We start from the raw sequence: 25,502 nt of genomic DNA, 5'->3' as shown, positions 1-25,502 counted from the left end.
AATGTGGGCTGGGGGTTCTGGAACACCCGGCCATGGCGAACTAGCTATAGGATCAAAGGAGATCCGCATGACCAACCCGATCCTGTCCAACTGGACCACCCCATTCGAAATAGCCCCTTTCGCCGATATTTCGGATGAAGATTTTGCCCCGGCTCTGGATCAGGCGATGACCGCGCATAACGCCGAGATTGACGCGATAGCGGCAAATCCGGATACCCCCACATTCGCCAACACGGTCGAAGCCCTTGAGGCTGCGGGCGAGCAGCTGGACAAGGTTCTGTCGGTCTTCTTCACCGTTGCAGGCGCAGACAGCAACCCCAAGCGGGAAGAGTTGCAGCGCGTGTTTTCACCCAAGCTGTCGGCGCATTTCTCGGGAATTTCCTCGAACAAGGCGCTGTTTGAACGCGTTGCCGACCTTTGGGCGCGGCGCGAAGACCTGAACCTGACCGAGGAACAGGCACGTGTTCTGATGCTGACCCATCGGGGCTTTGTTCGTGCAGGTGCGGCGTTGGACGGGGACGAAGACGCTCGAATGCAGGAAATCAAGTCGCGCCTCGCGTCGTTGGGGACATCCTTTACCCAGAACCTGCTGGCGGATGAGCGGGATTGGTTCATGGACCTGACCGAACAAGATCTGCAGGGCCTGCCGGAATTCGTTGTGAATGCGGCGCGCGCTGCTGGTGCGGAAAAGGGCGCGGGGGGGCCGGTTGTTACCCTGTCCCGGTCGCTGATCGTGCCGTTTCTTCAGTTTTCACCTCGTCGGGACCTGCGCGAAAAAGCATATCGCGCCTGGGCTGCCCGCGGGGCGAATGGTGGCGAGACCGACAACCGCGACATCGCGGCTGAGATTCTGGGCTTGCGTGAGGAACGCGCCAAGCTGTTGGGCTATGACAATTTCGCCGATTACAAGTTGGAAACCGAGATGGCGCGCACGCCGGACCGGGTACGCGAGTTGTTGATGCAGGTGTGGGAACCTGCCAGGGCCCGCGCCGATGCGGACGCAGAAATCCTGACCCAGATGATGCAGGAAGACGGCGTCAATGGTCCGCTGGAAGCTTGGGACTGGCGCTATTACGCTGAAAAGCGGCGCAAGGCGGAACATGATCTGGATGAGGCGGAACTGAAACCCTACCTGCAACTGGACCGAATGATCGAGGCATCGTTTGCTTGCGCAAACCGCTTGTTCGGGCTGGAATTCAAGCCTTTGAACGTGCCGCTTTATCACGCTGATTGCCGCGCGTGGGAGGTTACGCGCAACGGTCGGCACGTCGCCGTGTTCATCGGTGACTACTTTGCACGAGGGTCCAAGCGGTCAGGTGCCTGGTGCAGCGCGATGCGGGCACAAGCCAAATTCCCGAAAGAACAGGCACCGATTGTCATCAATGTCTGCAACTTCGCCAAGGGCGATCCGGCACTGCTGTCTTATGACGATGCACGCACCCTGTTCCACGAATTTGGCCATGCATTGCACCAGATGCTGTCCAATGTGACCTATGAAAGCATCTCGGGTACCTCGGTTGCGCGCGATTTTGTCGAACTGCCCAGCCAGCTTTATGAACACTGGCTGGAAGTGCCCGAAGTTCTGGCCGAGTTCGCCACCCATGCCGAAACGAACGAACCGATGCCGAAGGAGATGCTTGAAAAAGTGCTGAATGCCGCCAATTTCGACCAGGGGTTCCAGACGGTGGAATATGTCGCCTCGGCCCTTGTCGATCTGGCTTTCCACGATGGCGACGCCCCGGCTGACCCGATGGCAAAACAGGCCGAGGTTCTTGCCGGGTTGGGGATGCCGCAAGCCATTGGAATGCGCCATGCCACGCCCCACTTTGCGCATGTGTTCGCAGGCGATGGCTATAGCTCGGGCTACTACAGCTACATGTGGTCCGAGGTGATGGATGCTGACGCCTTTGCCGCCTTCGAAGAAGCAGGTGGCGCCTTTGATCCCGAACGGGCCAAAGCGCTGGAAGACAATATCTTGTCCACCGGCGGTTCGCGCGAGGCAGAGGATCTGTATCTGGCGTTCCGCGGTCGATTGCCGGGGGTTGACGCCCTGTTGAAAGGCCGCGGTCTGATTGCGGCGTGACGTCAGTAGCCCAGCGTGCGGTCGACCAGGTGCACAAAGGGCTCACCGGCTTCCCCACGCCGGATGTTTTCGCAAATGACCTGTGCGGCCGTGACTGGGCGGGTTTCGGACGCAATATGCGGGGTCACGGTGACATTCGGATGCGCCCAATAGGCGTGATCGGCGGGCAAGGGCTCGACACGGAACACATCCAGCGTTGCATGGCCAACCTGACCCGTGTTCAAAGCGTCCAATAGCGCGTCATCGTCAATCAGCGGTCCGCGTCCCGGGTTGATGATCCGCGCACCTTTGGGCAGCAGGGCCAGGGTTTCCGCGTTCAGCGCATTTTCAGTGGTAGGCGTGTCAGGCAATAACAAGACTACGATTTCGGCGTGAGAAAGCGCCTGGCGCAGCCCTTCGGCATCATGCAGGCAGGTTACGCCGGGGATGTCCTTGGCTGTACGGCTCCAGCCAGAGACCTGAAACTCAAGCGCGGTCAGCGCGCGGGCCACGGCTTCGCCCAATGCTCCAAGCCCCAGAACACAAACGTTGCGCTCTTGCGCCAGCGGTGGGACATCTGGGGTCCAGACACCGTCCTGTACCGTGATGTGCCGGTCCATCCCCAGATGGTAGCGCAGCACGTGGCCAACCACCCACTCGATCATGCCCTGCGTCAGACCGTGATCCACCATCCGCGCCAGTGGAACGGTCAGTGTTTCGTTACCCACGATTTTTTCGACCCCGGCCCAAAGGCTCAGCACCGCTTTCAGGCGCGTGAAAGGTCTGAAATCCTGTACCCCTCCGTTTGGGGCGTAAACAACGTAATCGACCTGATCCGGTTCGAACTCGGTTCCTAGCTGGACGTCCAGACCCGCTTCATCAAGATATTGGGTCAGCAGCGGCTCATACACCGGCCATAGGGCAGGGCGCGCGGAAAACAGGACGTTCACAGACATCAGAGCCCTTTCAGATCAACGGGGGCGGTGAATATGGGCGCTTTGTACGATGCCAAAGGCCGCCATCAGAACCAGCATGGCCGAGCCACCATAGCTGACCATTGGCAGTGGTACACCCACGACCGGAGCCATGCCCATCACCATCGACATGTTGACGGCAAAAAACAGGAAGAAGTTCAGCGCGATACCCAGCGTGACCAGAGATGAAAACCGGTCCTTGGTTGCCAGTGCCGTGACCATGCAGAAAACCAGAATCAAGGCATAAAGGGTCAACAGGGTCGTTCCCCCGACAAATCCGAACTCTTCGGCCAACGTCGTGAAAATGAAATCGGTATGCTTCTCGGGCAGGAAGTTCAGGCGGGACTGCGTGCCTTGCATGAAACCACGCCCGTTCCAGCCCCCGGACCCCAAGGCAATCTTGGACTGGGTAATGTGGTATCCGGCCCCCAATGGGTCGGTGGACGGGTCCAGAAAGGTGTCGATGCGCCGAAACTGATAGTCCTTCAACAATTGCCAGTCGGTCCCCCGGCTGTTGAACACAGCGGCGATCAGGCCCACGACAGCAGCAATAACGGCGGCAAAATAGGCCCAGTGAACCCCTGCCAGAAACATCAAACCACCTCCTGCGGCGAGAAGCAGGATGGATGTGCCAAGATCGGGCTGTTTCAGAACCAGCAAAGTAGGCAGGATGATCAGGACAACCGGGATAAGAACCCAAAGCGGACGAGACGTTTTGTGCGAAGGAAGCCAGTCGTAATAAGCGGCAAGCAACATGACCAGCGTGACTTTCATGACCTCCGAGGGTTGCAGGCGCATGAACCCAAGGTCGATCCAGCGCTGCGCACCCATGCCGATGGTGCCGAACAGTTCAACAAATACCAGCAATGCCACCGAGCCGAGATAGGCCAGCACCGACATGTTGCGCCAGAACCAGATCGGAACCAGTGCGATGATGAACATCACTGTCAGGCCAAGCCCGAAACGTTCCATTTGCGGCTCGGCCCAGGGCGTCCACGAACCGCCCGCAACAGAATACAGCATCAAAAAGCCCGCGCTGGCGGTGCTGATCAACAGCAACGTCAGCGGCCAGTTCATATACAGAAACTTGCGAAATCCCGACGGCGTGGACTTGACGGCATATTCAAGATAGCTCATGCACGGTCCTTTTCATCCGGTCGCGCCTTGGGGCGCTTGTCACCCTCTAGCCGTTTTTGTTGTTCCTTGATGCGTTCGCGGTCGGCGACGGGGTAGGCTTCAAGCGGCGGTGTGCCGTCATAAAGAGCTTGCAGCATGATGTCGCGTGCGACCGGCGCTGCGGCTGTGGACCCGCCGCCGCCATGTTCAACAACCACGGCCACGGCATATTTTGGGTTATCATACGGTGCGAAGCAAACGAACAGCGCGTGGTCGCGACGCTCCCATGGCAAGTCCTCGTTTCGGATCACGCCTGCGGCCCGTTCGGCTTTTGTGATGTTTCGAACCTGACTGGTTCCGGTTTTCCCCGCCATCCGGAACTCATCCGCGATGATGCGGCTTCGATATGCCGTTCCTCGCCTGTCATTCGAGACCGAGAACATAGCCTTGCGGACCTGTTCCAGATTGTAGGAGTTAAGGCCCAGTGGCTCTCCGGCGCCTGAGGGTCGTTCGACACCGTCGATCGAGCGCACCAGGCGCGGCGTGACTGCGCGACCGGTGGCGATGCGGGCTGCCATTACAGCCAGTTGCAACGGCGAAGCCAGCATGAAGCCCTGACCGATGGACGCGTTGGCCGTATCGCCCACAAGCCACTCCTGACCGTGCGCGCGCCGCTTCCATTCCTGATTCGGGGCCAGCCCATCTGCCACCGCCGACATCGGGATGTCATGCTTGACCCCCAGTCCCAATGTGCGGGCCATGTCAGAGATCTTGTCGATGCCAACCCGCAGAGCCACGTCATAGTAATAGACATCGCAGCTGCGTTTCAGCGAAAGATTTAGGTCGACCGTCCCATGTCCGCCTCGCTTCCAGCAATGGAAACGACGGCTGCCGACCTTCAGGTGTCCGGGGCAGTACACGGTATTGCCGGGGGAAACTACGCCAGCTTCCAACGCGGCCAGCGCGGTGACCATCTTAAAGGTCGATCCCGGAGGATATGTGCCTTGCACGGATTTATTCGCCAGCGGGCGGTACTTGTCCTCTGTCAGTGCCCGGTAATCTGCGACCGAAATGCCACGAACAAACAGGTTTGGATCGAAACTGGGTGCAGAGGCGACCGCACGCAAGTCACCGGTTTCGCAGTCTATGACAACTGCGGCCGCACTTTCACCCGCCAGTCGCGCCTGTGCATATTGTTGCAGATCAGCGTCGATGGACAGTTGCAGATCTGCGCCGGGTTGTCCTTCCTGCCGGTCAAGTTCGCGCATAACGCGCCCCGTCGCGTTGACCTCGACCCGCTTCGCACCGGCTTTGCCGCGGAGTTCGATTTCCTGTTTGGCCTCAAGGCCAACCTTTCCAATCTGGAACCTTGGAATGCGCAATACCGGCTCAGGGTCTTCGATCTTGCTGAGGTCATAGTCACTGACCGGGCCGACATAGCCCACGATATGTGCGAAATCTTCGTATCGTGGGTACTGCCGCGTCAGGCCGACCTCGGGCGTTACACCCGGCAGGGCCGGAGCATTGACCGCAACTTTCGAGATATCCTCCCACGTAACCTGATCCGCCAGCGTCACCGGCAGAAACGGGGCCGAGCGGCGCATTTCAGTCCTGGCGCGCTCGATCTCATCTTCGTTCAGAGGGATCAGTTCCGACAGTTTGGCGATGACTTTTTCCACGTCATCGGCGTCTTCACGCACGATGACGATGCGATAGGAAGGTGAGTTCTGGCCGATGATCTGGCCGTTCCGGTCATAGATACGCCCTCGGGTTGGCGGGATAAGCCGGATATTGATGCGGTTTTCTTCGGCCAACAGGCGGTATTCGTCGGCCTGTTCTACCTGCATGAACCGCATTCGAGCAGCCAGCCCGCCTATGAACACCGCCTGTAGACCACCCAGCAACAAGGCTCTGCGTGGCAGGCGCTTATAGGCAAGGCCCTGGGATTTGGGTTTACGCTGTTTCATGCCCGGCTTCCGACAGCGCTGACATCAGCAGCGGAAATGCGGCGGACCCCCAACGCGCTTTGGCTAAGCAACACGACCAGCGGGTAGACAGCGACCGTCAACACAAGCTGAATCACGACCGGCCCCAATGCGGCCTGTTGCACGGACATCACCGATAGTATGAGCCTGTTCATCAATATGACCGCCGTGATCACAATGCCGACAGACATCCACTCGCCGGCAAACCCCGCATCCCTCATGCCCAACGCCGCTGACCGCAGATAGGCTGACCCGACTACGGTCAGCGCGGCCAAAAGGCCCGGTGGACGTTGCAGCAGAAAGTCAGCCATCAGCATGACAAGCGCAACCAATACAGTCGGGACGAAATCGGGCCGCCGCAACACCCAGGCAAAAGTCAGGGCAATCAGGACGTCGGGAAAAGGCCAGCGATCGGGTTGAGCGTCCAACGGTAACAGATGCAGAAACAGCACAGCAAAAGCCAGCAAGGCATAAAGGCTGCGCATAGCCCAGATTTGCGAGGCCGGTCTATCCATCGCTGACCTCATCCGGGGTCAGCGCTGCCTCTGGGCGGGTAGGTCCGACGATACTGCCCGGATCCTGAATGGGCGGAGCCGAGTGAAACCGCAGAACCCTAAGAAATTCGAGCCTTTCGAAATCTGCTGACAGGCGGACCCTCAGGCGCCCCCCGGGATCTGCCGCGATTTGACCGATCAGCAGGCCCGCAGGAAAAACGCCGCCATCACCCGAAGTGATCACCCGGTCGCCGGGGCGAACCAACTCGCGGTTTTCAAGAAACTCCACCGCGGGTGCGGGGTTGTTGTCGCCTTTGATCAAAGCGGTCTGGCCAGAAGGCTGAATGGTTGCGGGAATGGCGCTGGTGGCGTCCGTCACAAGGATCACGCGTGCCGTGTCAGGGCCAACACCTGATATCCTGCCGACCAGGCCAATGCCGTCCATCGTGGCCCATCCATCCACGATCCCGTCACGCTCTCCGACATTCAGCAGAACGGATTGCCGGAATGGCGACCCGCTGTCGGCCATGACAACGCCGGTGATGTAGGTCAGACGAGGGTCAAGGCGGACATTGTTCAGATCCAGCAGTCGTGCGTTTTCCTGTTCAAGCTGCAAAGCAGCCTCTTTCCAGGCGCGCATCAGGCGCAGTTCGCTACGCAGTTCCCTGTTCTGCTCGCTCAGGCGCTGATAGCTTTGGAAGTCACGCACCAGATTGACGGCGGCAGTCACCGGGACCATGGCCCATTCCATAGATGGTACAACCGTATCCACGATTCGCGCGCGGAACAGTTCTACGCGCGGGCTGTCGATGCGCCACAGAAGGAAGATACCAAGCAGGCACAGCACAACGATCCCCAACAACAAGCGGCGCAGGGGGGTCGTATACTCATCGCGCTGTGATCGGTCTTTTGCCACAGGTTACCTTCCCGTGCTGCTCGCGCCGATATAACCCTATCTTCCGAGGGTGCGCGCCTTAGCTTTCGTAGTCAATCGCGTGGCGCAGCTGTTTTTCATATTCCAGTGCTTTGCCGGTGCCCAAAGCCACACAATTCAGGCTTTCGTCCGCAATGGAAACCGCCAGGCCTGTCTGTTCGCGTAGGGCCAGGTCCAGATCGCCCAGCAGCGCACCGCCACCGGTCAGCATTACACCGCGGTCGACAATGTCCGCAGCCAAGTCGGGCGGCGTTGTCTCAAGCGCGGTCATAACCGCCTCGCAGATCTGTTGCACGGGCTCTGACAGCGCTTCGGCCACCTGGGCCTGGCTGATCTCAATTTCCTTGGGCACGCCGTTCAGCAGGTCACGCCCCCGGATATGCATCGACTGACCGCGCCCATCGTCGGGCATCCGGGCGGTACCGATGGTTGTCTTGATACGCTCAGCCGTGGATTCACCAACTAAAAGGTTCTGTTGGCGACGCAGGTAGGAAATGATTGCCTCGTCCATCCGGTCACCACCAACGCGGACCGAACGGGCATATACGATGTCACCCAGCGATAGAACAGCAACCTCGGTGGTGCCACCGCCAATATCGACAACCATGTTGCCGGTCGGGTCGGTGATCGGCATACCGGCCCCAATCGCGGCAGCGATCGGTTCGGCAATCAGGCCGGCGCGGCGGGCACCAGCGGACAGAACCGACTGACGGATCGCCCGCTTTTCAACGGGTGTCGCGCCATGGGGGACGCAGACGATGATCTTGGGCTTCGAGAAAGTCGAACGCTTGTGCACCTTGCGGATGAAGTGCTTGATCATTTCTTCGGCCGTATCGAAGTCAGCAATCACACCTTCGCGCATGGGGCGGATGGCTTCGATCGAACCGGGCGTCCGACCCAGCATAAGCTTGGCATCTTCGCCAACAGCCAGAACTTTCTTCACACCGTCCTTGACGTGATAGGCCACAACCGAAGGTTCAGACAGGATGACACCGCGCCCCTTGACGTAAACCAGCGTGTTTGCTGTTCCAAGGTCGATAGCCATGTCCGCTGTGAACAGGCCGCCCAGATTGCCAAAGATCCCCATGTTTTCCCTGATCCTGTAATGTCGGTTTTCTACTGCCCGCGACTCGACGGTTCCGGGACGGATGACTTATAGGGTGCCATCACGCCCGGTAAAAGGGCTGATTCCGCGACAATCAGCACCTTTCCGCCTTATTGAATGGGACTTTAGAAGGCAAGATGCTCTCTTATCAACACATTTACCACGCCGGGAATCTGGCGGATGTCCAAAAGCACGCATTACTGGCGTGGGTGCTGGATTATCTGACACGCAAGGACAAGCCGCTCAGTTATGTCGAGACGCATTCCGGGCGTGGGTTGTACCGGTTGGATGCAGACGAATCCATTCAGACAGGAGAGGCAGAGGCAGGGATCGGTCGCGCACAGCGGGAAGGGTGGTTCGGGCCCGACCACCCGATGGAGCAGGTCCTGAAGCAGGTACAGGCCCGGTACGGCGAAACGGCCTATCCGGGATCGCCGATGATTGCTGCGACTATGTTACGGGAACAGGACAGTTTGCACCTCGCGGAACTGCACCCACAGGAATTTGCGGCCCTGTCGTTGGCGATGTCGCCGTTTGGGGCGAAGGTTTATCAGCAGGACGGGTTCGATCTGGCGCAGTCCTTGCTGCCTCCAGTGCCGCGCCGGGGCATGATGCTGATTGACCCCAGTTACGAGGTGAAAGCCGATTACGACCGCTTGCCCGGCATTATCGCCAAGTTGCACCGCAAGTGGAATGTGGGCGTGATTGCCCTTTGGTACCCGATCCTGACGGACAATCGACATGCTGGGATGACTGCGGCTCTCAAATCGCGAAACTACCCCAAAGCCATTTGCCACGAAGTGACGTTCCCGCCTGCGCGTGAGGGGCACCGGATGATTGGGTCTGGTATGTTTATTGTGAATGCGCCGTTCGGTATCTGCGACGAAATGAACCGCCTTTCCAAGCTTTTCGCGCAGCTTTAGCAGCAGACGAGACGCTGGTCGGGATAAAGCACCCAATCCATCACCGTGGGTCGTGTTGGATTTTCCGGGCAACCAAACTTGCGGTTGCCCGGATGATTTATGCAATCACGTCAGGTCTTTATAGCTTATCTCGCGCGCATCTGCACCCGGTCCAGCTTTTTCACGGCGCACAATCAGGCGGTTGAGAGCGTGGATATAAGCCTTTGCTGACGCCACGACGGTGTCGGTGTTTGCCGACTGGCCGGTTGCAATCATTCCATCCTCTTCCAGGCGCACGGAAACCGTCGCCTGTGCGTCCGTGCCCTCGGTTACGGCATGAACCTGATAAAGCTGAAGCCGTGCCGTGTTGGGGTAAATCGCACGGATCGCCTTAAAGGTCGCATCCACCGGGCCATCGCCATGTTCGGTGGCGGTTTTGTCCAGGCCTTCAACTTCAAGCTCGACCGTCGATTCCGCCTGACCGCCCGTGCCGCAGGTCACCTTCATCGAAACCAGCTGCAGGTGGTCGTCAGCCTCGTCCAGCGTCATCAGTGCAATGAGATCGTCGTCGAACACCTCTTTCTTGCGATCCGCCAGATCCTTGAACCGAACAAAGATATCCTTGAGCTGGTTATCGCCCACCTCAAATCCCAGCGTTTCAAGCTTGTCACGCAAGGCTGCGCGGCCTGAATGTTTGCCCAGCGGTAAGGATGTTCCCGACAGACCAATGTCCTCAGGACGCATGATTTCAAAGTTTTCGCGGTTTTTCAGCATCCCGTCCTGATGGATGCCACTTTCATGGGCAAAAGCGTTCTTGCCGACAATTGCCTTGTTGAACTGCACCGGAAAGCCCGAGACCGTCGCAACCCGACGCGAGATGTGCATGATCTTAGTGGTGTCGATGCCAGTATGCCACGGCATGATATCGTTGCGCGTGCGCAGTGCCATGACCACTTCTTCCAGCGCCGTGTTGCCTGCGCGTTCGCCCAGACCGTTGATGGTGCATTCAATCTGACGGGCACCGCCTGCGACAGCGGCCAGCGAGTTCGCGGTCGCCATGCCAAGATCGTTGTGGCAATGGGTGGCAAAGACCACGTCATCCGCCCCCGGCACTGTTTCGATCAGACGCTTGATCAGGTCCGCGCTTTCCACCGGAGCGGTATAGCCCACCGTATCCGGGATGTTGATCGTGGTTGCCCCGGCCTTAATTGCGATCTCGATCACCCGGCACAGGTAATCCCATTCGGTTCGGGTCGCGTCCATCGGAGACCACTGCACGTTTTCGCACAGGTTGCGCGCGTGGCTGACCGTTTCGTGGATCTTGTCGGCCATCTCGTCCATCGTCAGGTTCGGAATGGCGCGATGCAGGGGTGAAGTGCCGATGAACGTGTGAATGCGGTTATTCTCGGCGTGTTTTACCGCCTCCCAGCAGCGGTCGATATCGGCAAAATTTGCGCGGGCCAGACCGCAGATACGGCTGTTCTTTGACCGCTGCGCGATCTCGGATACCGCTTTGAAGTCACCTTCGGATGCGATCGGAAAACCGGCTTCGATGATGTCGACGCCCATGTCATCCAGCAGCTCGGCAATTTCCAGCTTTTCATCATGGGTCATGGTGGCGCCAGGGCTCTGTTCGCCGTCGCGCAAAGTCGTATCGAAGATCAAGACGCGGTCTTGGTCGGTCACGTTGGTCATGGGGTTCTCTTTCTTCTTCTGTCCTAAAGCCTATGGCGCGCGGGCGTCCTCCTCTGAGCGGGCGCGCCGGATGGCACGCTCAGAGGCGGATTAGGATCAGTAGGCCACGCAGCGACGCACCGCGAAGGGCGGTGTCGACACAAGGGATATCTGCGCGGTTGATCATGGGATTGAGGTTATACAGAGCCCGCCGGGAATGAAAAGAACCAATTTGCAATACGCGAACTTCCGGCAACTGCCCGTGTTTAAACCACCTTGATTGTTCGCACTGCGCCGCTAGCTGATCACGGATGGAAACTGCATTGATAATTGGCGCTTCTGGCGGGATTGGCGCAGCTGTTACCAGACGGCTGGTTGAGCAGGGCGTTTCGGTCACGCGTTTGTCCCGGTCGGAAGAAGGCTTTGACCTGACCGATCCGGCCGGGGTGATGCTGAAGCTTGATAACCTACCAGGTCAGTTTGATCTGATTCTGGTGGCTTCGGGTGCCTTAGAGATAAACGGCGCTGTGCCGGAAAAAACCCTTCGGGCGATTTCAGCCAGTGCCATGATGGATCAGTTCGCGTTGAATGCCGTTGGTCCGGCATTGGTGCTAAGCCGCGCGTATCATCTGTTGCCGCGACATAGACGATCTGTATTCGCGGTGCTGTCGGCGCGGGTGGGATCAATCGGGGATAATCGAACAGGCGGCTGGATCAGCTACCGTGCGGCCAAGGCAGCGGTCAATCAGGTCGTCCGTACTGCCGCAATTGAATTGGCCCGAACACATAAACAGGCGATTTGCGTCGCCCTTCACCCCGGCACAGTAAAAACAGAGTTCACGAACAAATACCTGGGTCGTCATCCTGCCGTCGAACCTGAAGCAGCCGCCGATAACCTGTTGAACGTGATACGCGGGTTAACGCTCGCTGATACCGGCGGGTTCTATGATTGGGCCGGTAAGCCGGTCCCGTGGTGAGCCTTCACCCGTCCGAGGTTCCGGTTGCCTCTGTATTTGCATCAGGGTTGGGTTGCGGGGCAGGGGTGTCAGCGTCGCTCTGCTGGTCCGAGGTCTGATCCGGCAACACGCCGTTTTCCCAGACACCGCTTTCCTCCTGGCCGTTGGCATAGCGCATCGTCCCACTGCCCTGCCGTTTGTTGTCGACAAAGCTGCCCTCATACACATCCCCGTTCGAGTAGGTGGCGGTACCCACGCCGTTGATTTTTCCGTCCGACCAGTCGCCCGTATACTTGAACCCGGCAGGGGTTATGATTTCCCCTTTGCCGTGCCGTTTTCCGTTCAGGAAATCACCGGTGTAGACCGTGCCATCGGAATAGGTCGCCTTGCCTTTGCCCTGACGCACGCCTTCAACCCAGTCGCCGTCATATACCGAGCCATCTGCGCGCGTAACCACACCCTTGCCGTGGCTTTGCGCGTTCTTGAACTGGCCTTTGTAGATCATACCATTGGTATAGGTGGCCGTGCCCTGACCCTCGATAACACCCGCGATCCATTCGCCTTCATAGGTCGATCCGTCCGGATAGGTGATGCTGCCGTTTCCTTCGGCCAGATCGGCAACGAAATCGCCGACATAGACAGAGCCATCCGGATAGGTCACTTCGCCAAGGCCTTCAATCTGCCCGGCGTTCCAGTCGCCGGTATACACAAAGCCGTCTGTTCCGGTGAACGTACCTTTGCCGTGGCGGCGGTCGTCGACGAAATCGCCTTCGTACACATCCCCTTGGGCGTGGGTCACTTTGCCCTTGCCGTGGCGGCGCCCTTCTAGAAGCTCGCCTTCGTATACGTCACCGTTGGAGTAGGTCAGGTTACCCATCCCGGTGATCTGATCCCCGGACCAATCCCCTGAATACACCATCCCGTCTGGCATTGTCTGTGTGCCGGTGCCATCGCGCAAGCCTGCGTTGACGTCGCCGTCGTAAACGCTGCCGTCGGCATATGTGATCTTTGCTTTGCCCTGCCGTTCACCGTCGACCCAGTCGCCATCATAGATGTATCCGTCGGGAAAACTCAGCACGCCTTTGCCATGTCGCTGGGCGTTCCTGAATTCACCCTCATAGCGCGTGCCGTTCGCGAATTCAGCGATGCCGGTGCCGTTGATTGATCCGTTCAACCAATCGCCATCGTAGCTGCTGCCATTGGCATAGATGATCTTGCCGCGCCCTTCGGGTTGACCCTTGGCGAACATGCCTTCGTAGACTGACCCGTCGGGGTAGTGTGTCGTACCCTGACCCTGAATTTCGCCTTCTACCCATTGCCCGGTGTATTCAAATCCGTTCGGCAGCCGATACGTTCCTGTCCCGTGCCGCAACCCGTTCTCATAAGTGCCCTCATAGACACCGCCAACTTCATCATCCTTGACGATGACAGTCCCGTCCTGCGCGAAAGCAGTGGCCGCCGCCAGACTCATCCCCGCCGCCAAAATTGAGTTTCGGATCACGTTCATTTCTGGTCCTGTCTGCCCGGTCGTCGCTGGTGATATCTCTTGTGCAAAACTAAGGTACCGTTGCAGGCAGAGCAACGGCTTTTGCCGCATTGGTCTTTTACTCGCGCGGTGATCTGCTAAATGGCAATAGGACTTACGAGGCAAGAGGGCAGCATGGCCGACCGTTTCCGCATCACTCTGGCGCAACTGAATCCGACCGTTGGCGATATCGAAGGCAACGCGGCAAAGGCCGTTGCGGCATGGGAACAAGGCAAAGCAGCGGGCGCGAATCTGGTGGCTTTCCCCGAGATGTTCATCACCGGCTACAACACGCAGGATCTGGTTCTCAAACCGGTATTCCACCGCGCAGCCATGTCTGCGGTCGAAGCGCTGGCCGCAAAATGCGCCGAAGGTCCTGCAATTGCCATAGGTGGCCCCTGGGTCGATGATGGAAAGCTGTACAACGCCTACCTGATCCTGAAGGGTGGCCGGATCACCAGCAAGGTTCTGAAGCACCACTTGCCGAATGAGACGGTGTTCGACGAAGTGCGCCTTTACGATGCGGGACCATTGGGTGGGCCGTATTCGGTAGGAAATTTCCGGATTGGCAGCCCGATCTGCGAAGACAGCTGGCACCCTGACGTGGCAGAAACGCTGGAGGAAACCGGGGCCGAGTTTTTGTTGATCCCCAATGGGTCACCCTATTTCCGGGATAAATACGATGTGCGACTGAACCACATGGTCGCGCGCGTGGTCGAAACGGGCCTGCCGCTGATCTACCTGAATATGGTGGGCGGGCAGGATGATCAGATCTTTGATGGTGCCAGTTTTGGCCTGAATCCGGGCGGGGAATTGGCGTTCCGGATGCCTGTTTTCGACGAGCTGCTCTCGCATGTCGATCTTGAGCGCGGCGAAGACGGCTGGCGGATCGCATCAGGCGAAATCGTGCCCCAACCGGATGAGTGGGAGCAGGATTATCGCGCGATGGTGCAGTCCCTTTGCGACTACATGGGGAAAACGGGATTCAAAAAGGCGCTGCTGGGCTTGTCCGGCGGGGTCGATTCCGCGCTGGTCGCGACCATTGCGGTCGATGCCATCGGGGCCGAAAATGTCCGCTGCGTGATGCTGCCGTCGGAATACACCAGCCAGGCCTCGCTTGACGATGCCGAGGCGGTCGCCAAAGCGCTGGGCGTGCATTATGACTACGTGCCGATCTCGGACAGTCGCGCAGCCGTCACCAGTACTTTAGCCCCGTTGTTTGCAGGGCTGGAAGAAGGGTTGACCGAAGAAAACATTCAATCCCGCCTGCGCGGGTTGCTGTTGATGGCGATCTCGAACAAGTTCGGCGAAATGCTGTTGACCACCGGCAACAAATCCGAAGTCGCCGTGGGCTATGCCACGATCTATGGCGACATGAACGGCGGCTATAATCCGATCAAGGATCTGTACAAGACCCGTGTGTTCGAAACCTGCCGCTGGCGCAATGCCAATCACCGCGACTGGATGATGGGCCCTGCAGGCGAAGTGATCCGTCCCTCTGTCATCGACAAACCGCCCAGTGCGGAACTGCGCGAAGATCAGAAAGACAGCGACAGCCTTCCGGATTACCCGGTGCTGGACGGAATACTTGAGATCCTGGTCGATCAGGACGGATCGATCGCGGATTGCGTCGCTGCTGGGTACAACGAAGCAGATGCTCAGCGGGTCGAACATCTGGTCTATATCAGCGAGTATAAACGGTTCCAGTCCGCCCCCGGTACGCGCCTGAGCAATCGCGCGTTCTGGCTGGACCGGCGGTATCCGATTGTGAATCGCTGGCGCGATCGCCCCTGATTGCCGCAATTCGCGCGCTGAATTGGAAACAGTAAAGCTTCTTTCCTTTTGATTGTTTTTCGATTTCTCGTTATGGGTCTGCCACGGGCGCTAAAACCGGCCTCTGACTTGTTGCAGTGACAACTTTCTGCCACATTTTAGCTTGAAATTTGCCCAATGTGGGGCGGATGCGACGCAATTCTCAAAGTCGCAAGCTGATTTTGATGAAGTGTGACGCATCCGGGGTTGGATGTCTGAGTAAATGGTTTGGTTTTGACATGTATGAGGAATATCAAGGATCGCATCATGCTCTTTTGACCCGGCGGACAATGGAATCTCCGCCGCAAGAGTTGGATGAGGAAAAGCTGGAAGCGGCGATTGCCGGTGTCCTGAATGAACAGCGGCTGTCCGACGAACAGGCAGCGGCGTCGCTTCGGGCTGAGTTTCCAAGCTTGTTGCCGCAGAAGGACGTAACCGCGCAGACCGTGCAAAAAGACACCGGGCTGACCGCGAAGCTGCGTCAGAAATGGGCGGAACTGTCCGGCGCAGCGTGATGTGCTGAGGGCTTTCGCTGCCATTGGCGTCTGGGCCACAGACACAAAAATAGTGCCGATGTAGTGACAATTCGTGTTGCCAAACTTCTGGGCCTTGGTCCCCATACGGGTTCAGGCGACAGAGTAATGCGTATTTATGACGGCACCAAAACCGAACCCCGTAGAATCCGATCTTGCCCTTCCCAAATCTGTTGATGTTGTCGTTATTGGCGGCGGCATAATCGGCGTTTCAACCGCGCTGGAACTGGCAGAACGCGGCGCTTCCGTCCTTTTATGCGAAAAGGGACAGATTGCGGCAGAACAAAGCTCGCGCAATTGGGGGTGGGTGCGTTTGGGTATGCGTGACCCGCGCGAAATTCCCCTGATGCAAGAGGCGTTGCGGATCTGGCAGACCCTTGATGCCCGCCTGGATGGCAATACCGGCTATACGCAATCCGGCATTCTTTTCGGCGCGTCCGGCAAGCGGGGAGAAGTCAACCTGAAACGTTGGATGCGCCACGTGGAGGGATTGCAGACCGGGGCAAAAATGGTGTCGGGACGCGAGTTGGCAGAGTTGTTGCACGGGCATGAAACCGGCCTGACATCCGCCCTGTACATGCCGCAGGACGGGCGGGCTGAACCGCAATGGGCCGCCCCGGCCATCGCCGAATCCGCACGGCGTCTGGGTGCTGTGATCATGACAGGATGCGCCGTGCGAAGTTTAGACATTCAGGATGGGCGTATCGCGGGTGTTTTCACCGAGCGCGGCAAGGTCGCCTGCGGGCGCGTGGTTCTGGCGGGGGGCGCGTGGTCGCGTCTTTTTGCGGGCAATGCAGGTATCAATCTGCCGCAGTTAAAGGTTTTGAACACGGTTCTGCGGACCTCTCCGGTAAAAGATGGGCCCGAAACTGCGCTATGGTCGGATGATTTTGCGATCCGAAAGCGCGCAGATGGGGGGCACACCATCGCGTCCGGACATCAGAACACGGTCGATATCGTGCCGGACAGTTTCCGGCTGGGGTTGCAGTTTCGCTTTGCCTTTGCGCAGGAATGGAAATCCCTGCGCTTTCGCTGGTCAAAACAGTGGGCTATCGAGGCCCGTCAGAACAGAAGATGGTTGCCGACCGACGTGACCCCGTTCGAGCTGTGCCGGGTTTTGGATCCTGAACCTTCGCAGAAGTTTTTGCGACAAGCCTGGGCCAGTGCACGAAAAGGAATTCCTGCAATGCAGGATAGTGAAATCGTCCAAAGTTGGGCGGGTATGATTGATGTTACCCCCGACGCCATTCCCATAATCTCGGGCGTGGATGACATGCCGGGTATGTATATCGCCACGGGCTTTTCCGGCCACGGCTTTGGCATCGGGCCCGGCGCCGGCCGCCTGACGGCTGACCTTGTCACTGATTTAACCCCTTGTGTGGATCCGACCGCGTTCCGTCTGTCTCGGTTCACTGACGGCTCAAAGGTGCGACCGGATCCGGGTTACTAGGGGCTTAGCCCATCATCTGATAGCTGACCGGAACAAAGCGGAAGCCCTCGCCCCGTGTCTCGACAAAGCCCGCGGCAGGGAAGGGCATGTGATAGCCGACCATCGGCACCTTGTCGGCTGCCAGCATGCCAAGAACATTACGGCGCGCGGCTGTTGCGGCGGCCTTGTCCATGTCAAACCGAACCTCCCATTCCGGATGGGCAAAGGACCAAACGTAATGGTTGGCCAAATCCGCTGTCAGCAGAAGGCGCTGTCCGTTGCTTTCCAGATGATAGACCGTATGGCCCGGAGTATGGCCGTGGGCCGCCACCGCAGTTATGCCCGACGCCACTTGCTCTCCATCACCGATAAAGCTCATCTTCTCGGCCAGCGGTGTGACTTTTGCGGCTACAAGATCACCGACATTGTTTCCGGCCTCTTGCGCGGACCAGAAATCGTATTCCGTTGCCGAGGTCACATAGCGTGCGTTGGCAAAGGTTGGTGCGCCATCCGTTGTCATGCCGCCAATATGGTCTGGATGCATATGGGTCAGCACGACAACGTCGATCTGATCCGGGCTGACACCTGCATCGGCCAAAGCGGCCTGAATGCCACCCTGCCCCAGACCGGTGTCGAACAACACCAGTTCCGATCCGGTGTTGACCAGTGAGGGGGTGAAGAAGAACTGGGCGGTGTCGGCGGGAATAAAGTTCTCAGCCGAAACCTTTGCAAAGTCTTCATCAGACGCTCCGCCGCCAAAGATATCCTTGGCGCCGTCGCGCGGCAGGCTGCCATCCAGCAAGGTCGTGACTGTTAAGTCGCCGACCTTGAAGGTTTTGGCGATGGACGAGTTGGCCTTGGCGTCAGAGCCTGCGGCCAAAACCGGCGCTGCTGCCGTGGCAAACGGCAAGGCGGCAGCAGTTCCCAAGGCGGCACGGCGAGTAAGTTTGATTGTCATTATCGTTCTCCCTGTCTGAACACCTTTAGAAAAACTAGAACGGTGTGAGATTCTGACCAGATGTTACGACATCCACGTAGGGTGCATGGATGAACAATACGTGTTAATTTTTGTTCATGTCGCGATCGCAGAACAAAACCGTTCCAACAGATCAAAGTGTAGAAGATTTCCTTAACTCGGTCCAATCAGAACGTCGGGCCGAAGAGGCGCGCGCTCTGGATGAACTTTTTCGGGCCGCCACCGGGTTTGATCCGGTCATGTGGGGCCCGTCGATGATCGGGTATGGCCGTTATCACTATCGCTACGCCTCGGGCCGAGAGGGCGATTTTCTTGCAACCGGGTTTTCCCCGCGCAAGTCGTCGCTGGTGATCTATATCATGCCGGGTTACGCGGATTTTGGCGGCATTCTGGCCCGGTTGGGCAAGCACAAGCTGGGCAAGTCCTGCCTGTACGTGAACAAGCTGGCGGATATCGACGTGCAGGTTCTGTCGGAACTCATCCGCGCCGGGTTGACCGACCTTGGCAGGATATGGCCCGTGGAACCGCGTTGAATCACCTGATGGATCAAGCGGCGGCTGGACAAAAACGCGCCCATGTGACAAGAGCCGCGCCAACAGGAGACACCCATGACAACCACCCGTTTTGCCCCGTCGCCCACCGGTTACATCCATGTGGGCAACCTGCGCACCGCCCTGATGAACTATCTGATCGCCCGCAAAGCGGGCGGTACGTTCATCCTGCGCATCGATGACACCGACCCCGAACGCTCGAAAGAGGAATATGTCGATGCCATCAAACAGGATCTTGAATGGCTGGGTTTGCACTGGGATCGTGTTGAGCGTCAATCCGAGCGTTTGGACCGCTACGCCGAAGCGGCTGACAAGTTGCGCGCGATGGGGAGGTTCTATGAAGCGTTTGAGACACCGACCGAGCTGGACCTGAAGCGCAAGAAACAGCTGAACATGGGCAAGCCGCCGGTTTATGACCGTGCCGCGCTGAACCTGTCGGATGCCGAGAAGGATGCGCTGCGCGCCGAACGTGGCAATGGTGTCTGGCGTTTCAAGCTGGATCACGAACGGATCGAGTGGACCGACGGTATTTTGGGCGACATCTCGATCGATGCGGCCTCGGTTTCTGATCCGGTGCTGATCCGTGGTGATGGGCAGGTTCTTTATACGATCGCTTCGGTGGTAGACGACACTGAAATGGGCGTGACTGATGTCGTGCGCGGCTCGGACCACGTGACCAACACTGCGACCCAGATTCAGATCATCAAGGCACTGGGCGGGGATTGCCCGCGCTTTGCGCATCACTCGCTGCTGACCGGCCCGCAGGGCGAAGCTCTGTCGAAACGCTTGGGTACGCTGGCCCTGCGCGATCTGCGCGAACAGGGCGTGCAACCGATGGCACTGCTGAGCCTTATGGCGCGTCTGGGTTCGTCCGATCCGGTCGAACTGCGCTCGGAAATGGCCGAGTTGATCGACGGCTTTGACGTGAGCCGGTTTGGTGCCGCGCCGACCAAGTTCGACGTGCAGGACCTGTTCCCGCTGACCGCCAAACACCTGCAATCTCTGCCGCTGGCGAATGTGGCCGATGCTGTCGCGGATGCCGGGGTGCCTGCTGAGTTAGCCGAGCCGTTCTGGGCCATGGCGCGGGAAAACATTACCACTTTAGCCGACCTTAAAGGGTGGTGGGACCTTTGCCGTGATGGTGCCGAGCCGTTGGTTGCGGAAGAAGATCGCGAATTCATCGCTAAAGCCATGTCGCTGCTGCCCGAAGGCCCGTTTGATGGCGACACCTGGGGAGCCTGGACCAATGCCGTGAAAGAGGCAACAGGGCGCAAGGGCAAAGGTCTGTTCATGCCGCTGCGCAAGGCGTTGACCGGTGCCGAGCGTGGCCCTGAAATGGCTGCGTTGCTGCCACTGTTGCAGGTGATCCGCGCGCGCGGGTAAATCGATACTATTCCAGCAAAAAGGGTCGTGCACAGGCGCGGCCCATATTTATTCCGGCTGTTCAATCCGGGCCGACAATCTGATCAGTCGATCATCAACGAAGTCACGTTCGGCTGGTTTCAGTTGTTGATGTCGTGGGTAACGGGGCTCGGCCCGGTCATTCAGGATCGGGGCATCCCAGCCGCTGGTTGTTGCAAAGAACCGGTCTGCCCCTTCCTCTCCAAATGCCCGTAGATAGCCTTGCACGACAACGTCGATATAACTGAGCAACAAGGGATGGCGGTTGCTGGGCTTGTTGTGCCGACCTTGCGGGACGGCGTAGACCGCAATTTCAACTTCATGTGTCAGCGGATGTGAAACCGACCGGGTTGCCGGAAATCGGTCATAGGCCCATTCCCGTTCATCCAGCGCAGCCCAGTCGTTCTTGGGGACATGCGCGATCATGCCTTCGATCTCAGACTCCGGGTCCGGGACAGCCGTCAGGAACGCGACCGGGCGCAGATCAGTGTGTCGCCATGCACGTTTCCAACCCTTAAGCTTTGCCGGGCGGGGGTCGGGAAAATCATGGGTGGCGAGGTTCACAAGGCTTCCATAACCAAAGAAATACGGGTCGGCCATTGGAACGGCTTCCTTTTGATCGATTGATGTATGTCAAACCGCTTTTTTCCGCGACATGCAATAAGGCTTCATCTTGTTTTCAGGGAGGCCCTCATGCGGATTACCAAACGGACGAATATCGCTGTGCGCCTGTTGATGTATTGTGCTGCACACCCGGACCGGCTGGTCACCAAAGCCGAGATTGCCGAAGTCTGCAACATCTCGGAAAACCATCTGGCTCAGGTGATCAACCAGTTAAGCCAGTTGAATTACCTGAGCACTCAGCGCGGCCGCAACGGCGGTATGTCGTTGGCACGTCCAGCAAGCCAAATCCGGATCGGCGCGGTGTTCAGGCACGTAGAAGGGGCCTTGCCCATCGCCGAGTGTTTTGCGGATGCGGATAACACCTGTCCTTTGACCGATGCCTGTAGGCTGCGGCTGGCGTTGCAGGATGCGGCGGAAGTTTTTTATGCATCTCTGGACGAAGTGTCGTTGGATGCGCTGGTTTGTGACAACGACCCGTTGCTGAAGCTGTTGCAGCCCGTGGCCTGCATACGCTGATCTTAGTCGCTGGCCCGCAAAATTCGGGCTGGCCGGGCAGAGAGAGGGCGCAGTGCGAAGGCAAATCCTGCGCAGAGCGTGACGCCGACACCGGCCAGAACAATGCCAATGGCCGAAGACCAGATCACGGTAAAACCTGTGTCGAAGATATAGGTGGCCACAGCCCAGCCGCCCAGGATGCCAACCAGCAAGGCGACGCAACCCGCCGCGGCACCCAGCAGGACCGAGCGCAGTCCAAAACTGCGCAGGATGCGGCCACGGTCAGCCCCCAGCGTCTTGAGGATTGCCGCCTCGTATCTGCGAGCGGGTTCACCGGCTGCTGCCGCACCGATCAGAACCAGAAATCCGGTCAACAAAGACACGCCCGCGCCATACGAGGTAGCAGCGGCGATCCCTGCCAATAGGCCCGAAACACGGTCAATGGCGTCGCGCACACGGATGGCCGTGATGTTGGGGAACTGGCCCGCAAGATCTCGCAGAATGGCGGCCTCGGCCTGTTCTTCTGCATATGCCGTCGCAATAAAGCTGTGTGGTGCGCCCGCCAGCGCCGACGGGTTCATCGACATGACAAAACCCATACCCGCTGTGGAAAAATCCACCTCTCGGGTTGAGGTCAGCTCTGCGGTGATATCCCGCCCCAGGATGTTGACAGTTATCTGATCGCCGAGTTTCAGACCCATCTCTTCGGCTTCTTCGGCTGCAAAGCTGATCTGTGGTGCGCCAGAATAATCCTCGGCCCACCATTCCCCCGCTGTCACCCGTGCATTTGCCGGGGGTCGGGCTGAATAGGTGACGCCGCGATCTCCCTCCAGTACCCAATGGTCACCGGCCACCTCACGAGCGGGGCGGCCGTTTATCTGGGTGATGATGCCCCGCAGCATTGGTGCGCTTTCAATGCGGCTGACAGCAGGATCGGTTTGCAGCCGTTCGGTAAAACCGGGCATCTGGTCTTTTTGAATATCGACAAAGAAGTATGAAGGCGCCACTTCCGGCAGATTGCCGGAGATCGCATTGCGCAGCGTTCCGTCAATCTGCCCAACCGCCGCCAGCACTGACAAACCCAGGCCAAGCGACAAAACCACCGACCCCGCGCCTTCACGCGGATCAGAGATGGCGGACAAGGCCCATCGCAGGGCAGGGCGGCCCCGCGCCAAAGGTGTTCCGACCCGCGCCAGATTGCGAATGGCATAGGCTGCGAGCGCCAACAAGATCAGTGCGCCCGCAAGTCCGCCACTGGTCCACAGGGTTAGGCGAGTAGAGCCGCTGAACCAGGACGCAATCACGATCAGGGACGCCAATCCAATCCCGGTTGCCACGACATAAATCGCGCGTGGGATGGGACGAGCCGCACTCAGTGCATCGCGAAACAGAGTTGCGGCGCGCACATCTTCGGTTCTGGCCAGCGGCCAGAGTGTGAACAGAAACGCTGTCAGCAGGCCATAAAGTGCGGCCTCGATCAGCGGTCGCGGATAGAGCGAGAACACCGCCGGAACCGGCAACCGGTATTCCAGCAGCGGCGCCAGCAAAAGCGGAGCCACCCCACCCAGTAGCAGTCCAATTACAATGCCAGTCAGGGACAGCACCCCGATCTGAATCATGTAAGTTTGAAAAATGGTGGAGCGATCCGCGCCCAATGTCCGCAATGTCGCAATGGTTTCCGTTCTCTGGCTCAGATAGGCCCGCACGGCGGCGGACACACCGATGCCACCGACGGCAAGCCCCGACAACCCGACAAGGACCAGAAAGGCACTCAGGCGGTTGACGAATTCCGATATGCCCGGCGCGCCGTTGCGCGCGTCGCTCCAGCGCATCCCCGAGCCCTCAAGTGCCGCGCTGGCATGTGCGGCTACCTCCGACAGGTTCGCGTCTTGGGGCAAGGTCAGCCGGTACCTGGTCGAAAAAAGCGTTCCGGGTTCCAGCAGGCCAGATGCCTGCATGGCTTCGGTACGCACCATTGTACGTGGCCCCAAGGCAAAACCAGCCGCGGCGCTGTCGGGTTCATTCCGAAGTGCGGCCATCAGAATGAACTCTTGCGTGCCTAGCGCGAAGTGATCACCGACCGACAAACCAAGCCGGTCGATCAGAACGGGTTCCATAACGGCACCGGGCAATCCGGCCCTGCCATTCAGGGCGTCGCTCAGCGTGATATCCGGCTCCAGCTTAACCGATCCGACCAGCGGGTAAGCCTTATCCACAGATTTGACCTGGGTCAGAGCACGCTCCGGCCCGGTGTCGCGGGGTACAACCGCCATCGAGCGGAAATCGACAATCTCGGACACCTGCTCGGATGCCTGTTGCATCCAGCTGCGTTCAACCTCAGTGGCAAAACGATAGGTGAACTCAAGCTCGGCATCGCCGCCCAGCAGGGATGCGCTTTCGCGGGTCAGCCCGGCCTGAATCGCCTGACGCACCGATCCGACGGCTGCGATGGCTGCGACGCCCAAGGCCAGACAAGCCAGAAAGATGCGAAACCCGCGCAGGCCCCCGCGCAGCTCTCGACGGGCCAGCCGCGCGGCTAGCCGAAGGCTCATTCTGCGGCCTCCTGCCGGGTCTCGTCGGCAATCCTGCCGTCGCGCAGCCGGATCACCCGGTCACATCGTTCAGCCAGTGAACGGCTGTGTGTCACAAGAACCAGCGTCGCTTCATATTTACGCCGAAGCCCGAACAGCAGATCAACGATCGCGGCACCGTTTGTCTCATCCAGATTCCCGGTCGGTTCGTCCGCCAGCAAGATCTTGGGGCGTGGTGCCGATGCGCGCGCCAGGGCAACTCGTTGCTGCTCGCCACCCGACAACTGTGCTGGGTAATGATCGCGGCGATGCGATAATCCCACGGCATTCAGTTCAGTCTCAGCCCGGTGAAACGCATCTTTGTGCCCTGCCAGTTCCAGCGGTGTCGCCACGTTTTCCAGCGCAGTCATCGTCGGGATCAGGTGGAAATTCTGAAACACGACGCCCATGTTGTCGCGCCGAAACCGCGCCATGGCGTCCTCGTCCATGCTTGTCAAATTCTGATCCAAGGCCAAGATTTGACCGCTTGTTGCCTGTTCCAATCCACCCATCAGCATCAACAATGACGATTTTCCCGACCCCGATGGCCCGATCAGCCCCAGCGTTTCCCCCCTGTTCACGTTCAACGTAATGTCATGCAAAATATCGACCCGCCCGGCATTGCCATCCAGCGATAAAGCGGCATTTTGAAGAGCGAGAACAGCAGGCGTCATGGGTCTTCCCGACAAAGGAGCGGTTTTTTGGGATATGGAGTGATCACCGTATTGCGCAAGGTTTTGATGACAAGCCCATTTGTGTTCTGCGGTTTTGCGGCCACAGCCGATCAGGTGGCGATTGCAGCCCTTGGGGACTCGCTGACACAGGGCTACGGGTTGGTGGAAGAGAATGGGTTTGTTCCCCAGCTTGACCGTTGGTTGCAGGCGCAGGGCGCAGAAGTTCGCGTTATCAACGCCGGTGTCTCGGGCGATACAACGGCGGGGGGTGCCGCGCGGGTGGAATGGACCCTGACACCCGATGTGGACGGAATGATTGTTGCCTTAGGCGGGAACGACGTGTTGCGCGGGATCGATCCTGCTGTTTCGCAAGCCAATCTGCGCAAGATCCTTGAGGTTGCACGAAAAGCGCAGGTTCGTGTTTTGTTGATCGGAATGCAGGCGCCGGGCAACTACGGAGCTGAATACAAGCAGGCGTTCGATGGCATGTACCCCGCACTGGCGCAGGAGTTTGAAGTTCTGTTTTTCAGTAGTTTCTTCGAGGGGCTTGCAGCGGAGGATGATCCCGCAGCCGTATCGCAATACATGCAATCGGACGGCATTCATCCAAATGCGGCAGGGGTGGCGAAGATCGTCGACGCAATGGGTCCGTCCGTGTTGCAACTCGTGACGCAGGCGGGCGGGGAAGGTTAGCCATCCCCGTGATAGCG

At 58.7% G+C, this 25,502-nt stretch carries 22 protein-coding genes; 10 read left to right on the top strand and 12 right to left on the bottom strand.

Going from position 1 to position 25,502, the window contains the following annotated elements:
• Positions 1–67: 67 nt before the first annotated feature.
• Entirely contained in the window at positions 68–2,083 is a 2,016-nt protein-coding gene (locus I9182_RS13515) for a M3 family metallopeptidase (RefSeq protein WP_209598602.1), read from the top strand.
• 2 nt (positions 2,084–2,085) lie between these two features.
• Here I9182_RS13515 and I9182_RS13510 read toward each other — a convergent pair whose 3' ends face one another.
• Genes I9182_RS13510 through I9182_RS13485 form a run of 6 tightly spaced genes read right to left on the bottom strand, consistent with a single transcriptional unit; the run spans position 2,086 to position 8,652 of the window.
• Positions 2,086–3,018, bottom strand: coding sequence for a glyoxylate/hydroxypyruvate reductase A (locus I9182_RS13510; RefSeq protein ID WP_209598601.1), 933 nt, complete (start codon positions 3,016–3,018; stop codon positions 2,086–2,088).
• 15 nt (positions 3,019–3,033) lie between these two features.
• Positions 3,034–4,173, bottom strand: a complete 1,140-nt coding sequence (rodA, locus tag I9182_RS13505) for a rod shape-determining protein RodA (protein ID WP_209506418.1) — start codon at positions 4,171–4,173, stop codon at positions 3,034–3,036.
• On the bottom strand, positions 4,170–6,119 hold the full coding sequence (gene mrdA, locus I9182_RS13500; RefSeq protein ID WP_209598600.1) for a penicillin-binding protein 2: 1,950 nt from the start codon (positions 6,117–6,119) through the stop codon (positions 4,170–4,172). Before mrdA ends, rodA begins: the two co-directional genes overlap by 4 nt.
• The gene (locus I9182_RS13495) at positions 6,116–6,652 is read right to left on the bottom strand and encodes a rod shape-determining protein MreD (RefSeq protein WP_209506413.1); all 537 of its coding nucleotides are present in this window, start codon (positions 6,650–6,652) and stop codon (positions 6,116–6,118) included. The genes mrdA and I9182_RS13495 overlap by 4 nt, the downstream gene beginning before the upstream one ends.
• On the bottom strand, positions 6,645–7,547 hold the full coding sequence (gene mreC, locus I9182_RS13490) for a rod shape-determining protein MreC (protein WP_209598599.1): 903 nt from the start codon (positions 7,545–7,547) through the stop codon (positions 6,645–6,647). Before mreC ends, I9182_RS13495 begins: the two co-directional genes overlap by 8 nt.
• A 58-nt stretch (positions 7,548–7,605) precedes the next feature.
• Entirely contained in the window at positions 7,606–8,652 is a 1,047-nt protein-coding gene (locus I9182_RS13485; RefSeq protein WP_039523195.1) for a rod shape-determining protein, read from the bottom strand.
• Positions 8,653–8,807: 155 nt separating this feature from the next.
• Between I9182_RS13485 and rlmJ the strand changes: the two genes are divergently transcribed.
• Positions 8,808–9,593, top strand: coding sequence for a 23S rRNA (adenine(2030)-N(6))-methyltransferase RlmJ (gene rlmJ / locus I9182_RS13480; protein WP_209598598.1), 786 nt, complete (start codon positions 8,808–8,810; stop codon positions 9,591–9,593).
• 105 nt (positions 9,594–9,698) lie between these two features.
• Here the strand turns inward: rlmJ and I9182_RS13475 are convergent, their stop codons facing one another.
• Positions 9,699–11,267 carry a 2-isopropylmalate synthase gene (locus I9182_RS13475; RefSeq protein ID WP_209598597.1) on the bottom strand — a complete coding sequence of 523 codons (1,569 nt, stop codon included), beginning with the start codon at positions 11,265–11,267 and terminating at the stop codon, positions 9,699–9,701.
• Between the two features lie 290 nt (positions 11,268–11,557).
• On the opposite strand from I9182_RS13475, the gene I9182_RS13470 reads away from it, so the two are divergent.
• Positions 11,558–12,223 (top strand): SDR family NAD(P)-dependent oxidoreductase, encoded by a 666-nt coding sequence (locus I9182_RS13470; protein WP_209598596.1) that lies wholly within the window; start codon positions 11,558–11,560, stop codon positions 12,221–12,223.
• 4 nt (positions 12,224–12,227) lie between these two features.
• Here I9182_RS13470 and I9182_RS13465 read toward each other — a convergent pair whose 3' ends face one another.
• Positions 12,228–13,709: a 2-isopropylmalate synthase gene (locus I9182_RS13465; protein WP_209598595.1), complete on the bottom strand. Its 1,482-nt coding sequence runs from the start codon at positions 13,707–13,709 to the stop codon at positions 12,228–12,230.
• A gap of 153 nt (positions 13,710–13,862) precedes the next feature.
• On the opposite strand from I9182_RS13465, the gene I9182_RS13460 reads away from it, so the two are divergent.
• The 3 genes from I9182_RS13460 to I9182_RS13450 all read left to right on the top strand — a co-directional run bounded on the left by I9182_RS13460 (position 13,863) and on the right by I9182_RS13450 (position 17,522).
• A complete protein-coding gene (locus I9182_RS13460) occupies positions 13,863–15,521 on the top strand; it encodes an NAD+ synthase (RefSeq protein WP_209506401.1) in 1,659 nt (552 codons plus the stop codon).
• Positions 15,522–15,829: 308 nt separating this feature from the next.
• On the top strand, positions 15,830–16,054 hold the full coding sequence (locus tag I9182_RS13455; protein ID WP_245220582.1) for a hypothetical protein: 225 nt from the start codon (positions 15,830–15,832) through the stop codon (positions 16,052–16,054).
• Between the two features lie 136 nt (positions 16,055–16,190).
• On the top strand, positions 16,191–17,522 hold the full coding sequence (locus tag I9182_RS13450; RefSeq protein ID WP_209598594.1) for an FAD-binding oxidoreductase: 1,332 nt from the start codon (positions 16,191–16,193) through the stop codon (positions 17,520–17,522).
• A 4-nt stretch (positions 17,523–17,526) separates the two neighbouring features.
• On the opposite strand, the gene I9182_RS13445 is transcribed toward I9182_RS13450, so the two are convergent.
• Positions 17,527–18,459, bottom strand: coding sequence for an MBL fold metallo-hydrolase (locus tag I9182_RS13445; RefSeq protein ID WP_209598593.1), 933 nt, complete (start codon positions 18,457–18,459; stop codon positions 17,527–17,529).
• Between the two features lie 116 nt (positions 18,460–18,575).
• Here I9182_RS13445 and I9182_RS13440 point away from each other — a divergent pair, with 116 nt between their 5' ends.
• Both I9182_RS13440 and gltX read left to right on the top strand, forming a co-directional pair.
• Positions 18,576–19,010 (top strand): DUF1801 domain-containing protein, encoded by a 435-nt coding sequence (locus I9182_RS13440; RefSeq protein WP_209598592.1) that lies wholly within the window; start codon positions 18,576–18,578, stop codon positions 19,008–19,010.
• Between the two features lie 75 nt (positions 19,011–19,085).
• Positions 19,086–20,411 (top strand): glutamate--tRNA ligase, encoded by a 1,326-nt coding sequence (gene gltX / locus I9182_RS13435; RefSeq protein WP_209506392.1) that lies wholly within the window; start codon positions 19,086–19,088, stop codon positions 20,409–20,411.
• Positions 20,412–20,459: 48 nt separating this feature from the next.
• Here gltX and I9182_RS13430 read toward each other — a convergent pair whose 3' ends face one another.
• A complete protein-coding gene (locus tag I9182_RS13430; RefSeq protein ID WP_209506390.1) occupies positions 20,460–21,029 on the bottom strand; it encodes a gamma-glutamylcyclotransferase family protein in 570 nt (189 codons plus the stop codon).
• Between the two features lie 93 nt (positions 21,030–21,122).
• On the opposite strand from I9182_RS13430, the gene I9182_RS13425 reads away from it, so the two are divergent.
• The gene (locus I9182_RS13425) at positions 21,123–21,569 is read left to right on the top strand and encodes an Rrf2 family transcriptional regulator (RefSeq protein ID WP_209598591.1); all 447 of its coding nucleotides are present in this window, start codon (positions 21,123–21,125) and stop codon (positions 21,567–21,569) included.
• Positions 21,570–21,571: 2 nt separating this feature from the next.
• On the opposite strand, the gene I9182_RS13420 is transcribed toward I9182_RS13425, so the two are convergent.
• Complete coding sequence (locus I9182_RS13420; RefSeq protein WP_209598590.1) at positions 21,572–24,100, bottom strand: FtsX-like permease family protein; 2,529 nt, start codon at positions 24,098–24,100, stop codon at positions 21,572–21,574.
• On the bottom strand, positions 24,097–24,792 hold the full coding sequence (locus I9182_RS13415; protein WP_209598589.1) for an ATP-binding cassette domain-containing protein: 696 nt from the start codon (positions 24,790–24,792) through the stop codon (positions 24,097–24,099). The genes I9182_RS13420 and I9182_RS13415 overlap by 4 nt, the downstream gene beginning before the upstream one ends.
• Before the next feature lie 66 nt (positions 24,793–24,858).
• On the opposite strand from I9182_RS13415, the gene I9182_RS13410 reads away from it, so the two are divergent.
• Positions 24,859–25,485: an arylesterase gene (locus tag I9182_RS13410; RefSeq protein WP_209598762.1), complete on the top strand. Its 627-nt coding sequence runs from the start codon at positions 24,859–24,861 to the stop codon at positions 25,483–25,485.
• The last annotated feature ends 17 nt before the right edge of the window (positions 25,486–25,502 follow it).

Source organism: Ruegeria sp. HKCCSP351 (genome assembly GCF_017872535.1).
Taxonomy (GTDB): Bacteria; Pseudomonadota; Alphaproteobacteria; order Rhodobacterales; family Rhodobacteraceae; genus Ruegeria.
The sequence above is the reverse complement of the archived record's forward strand: the minus strand, read 5'-3'. Positions and strand labels throughout refer to the sequence as shown.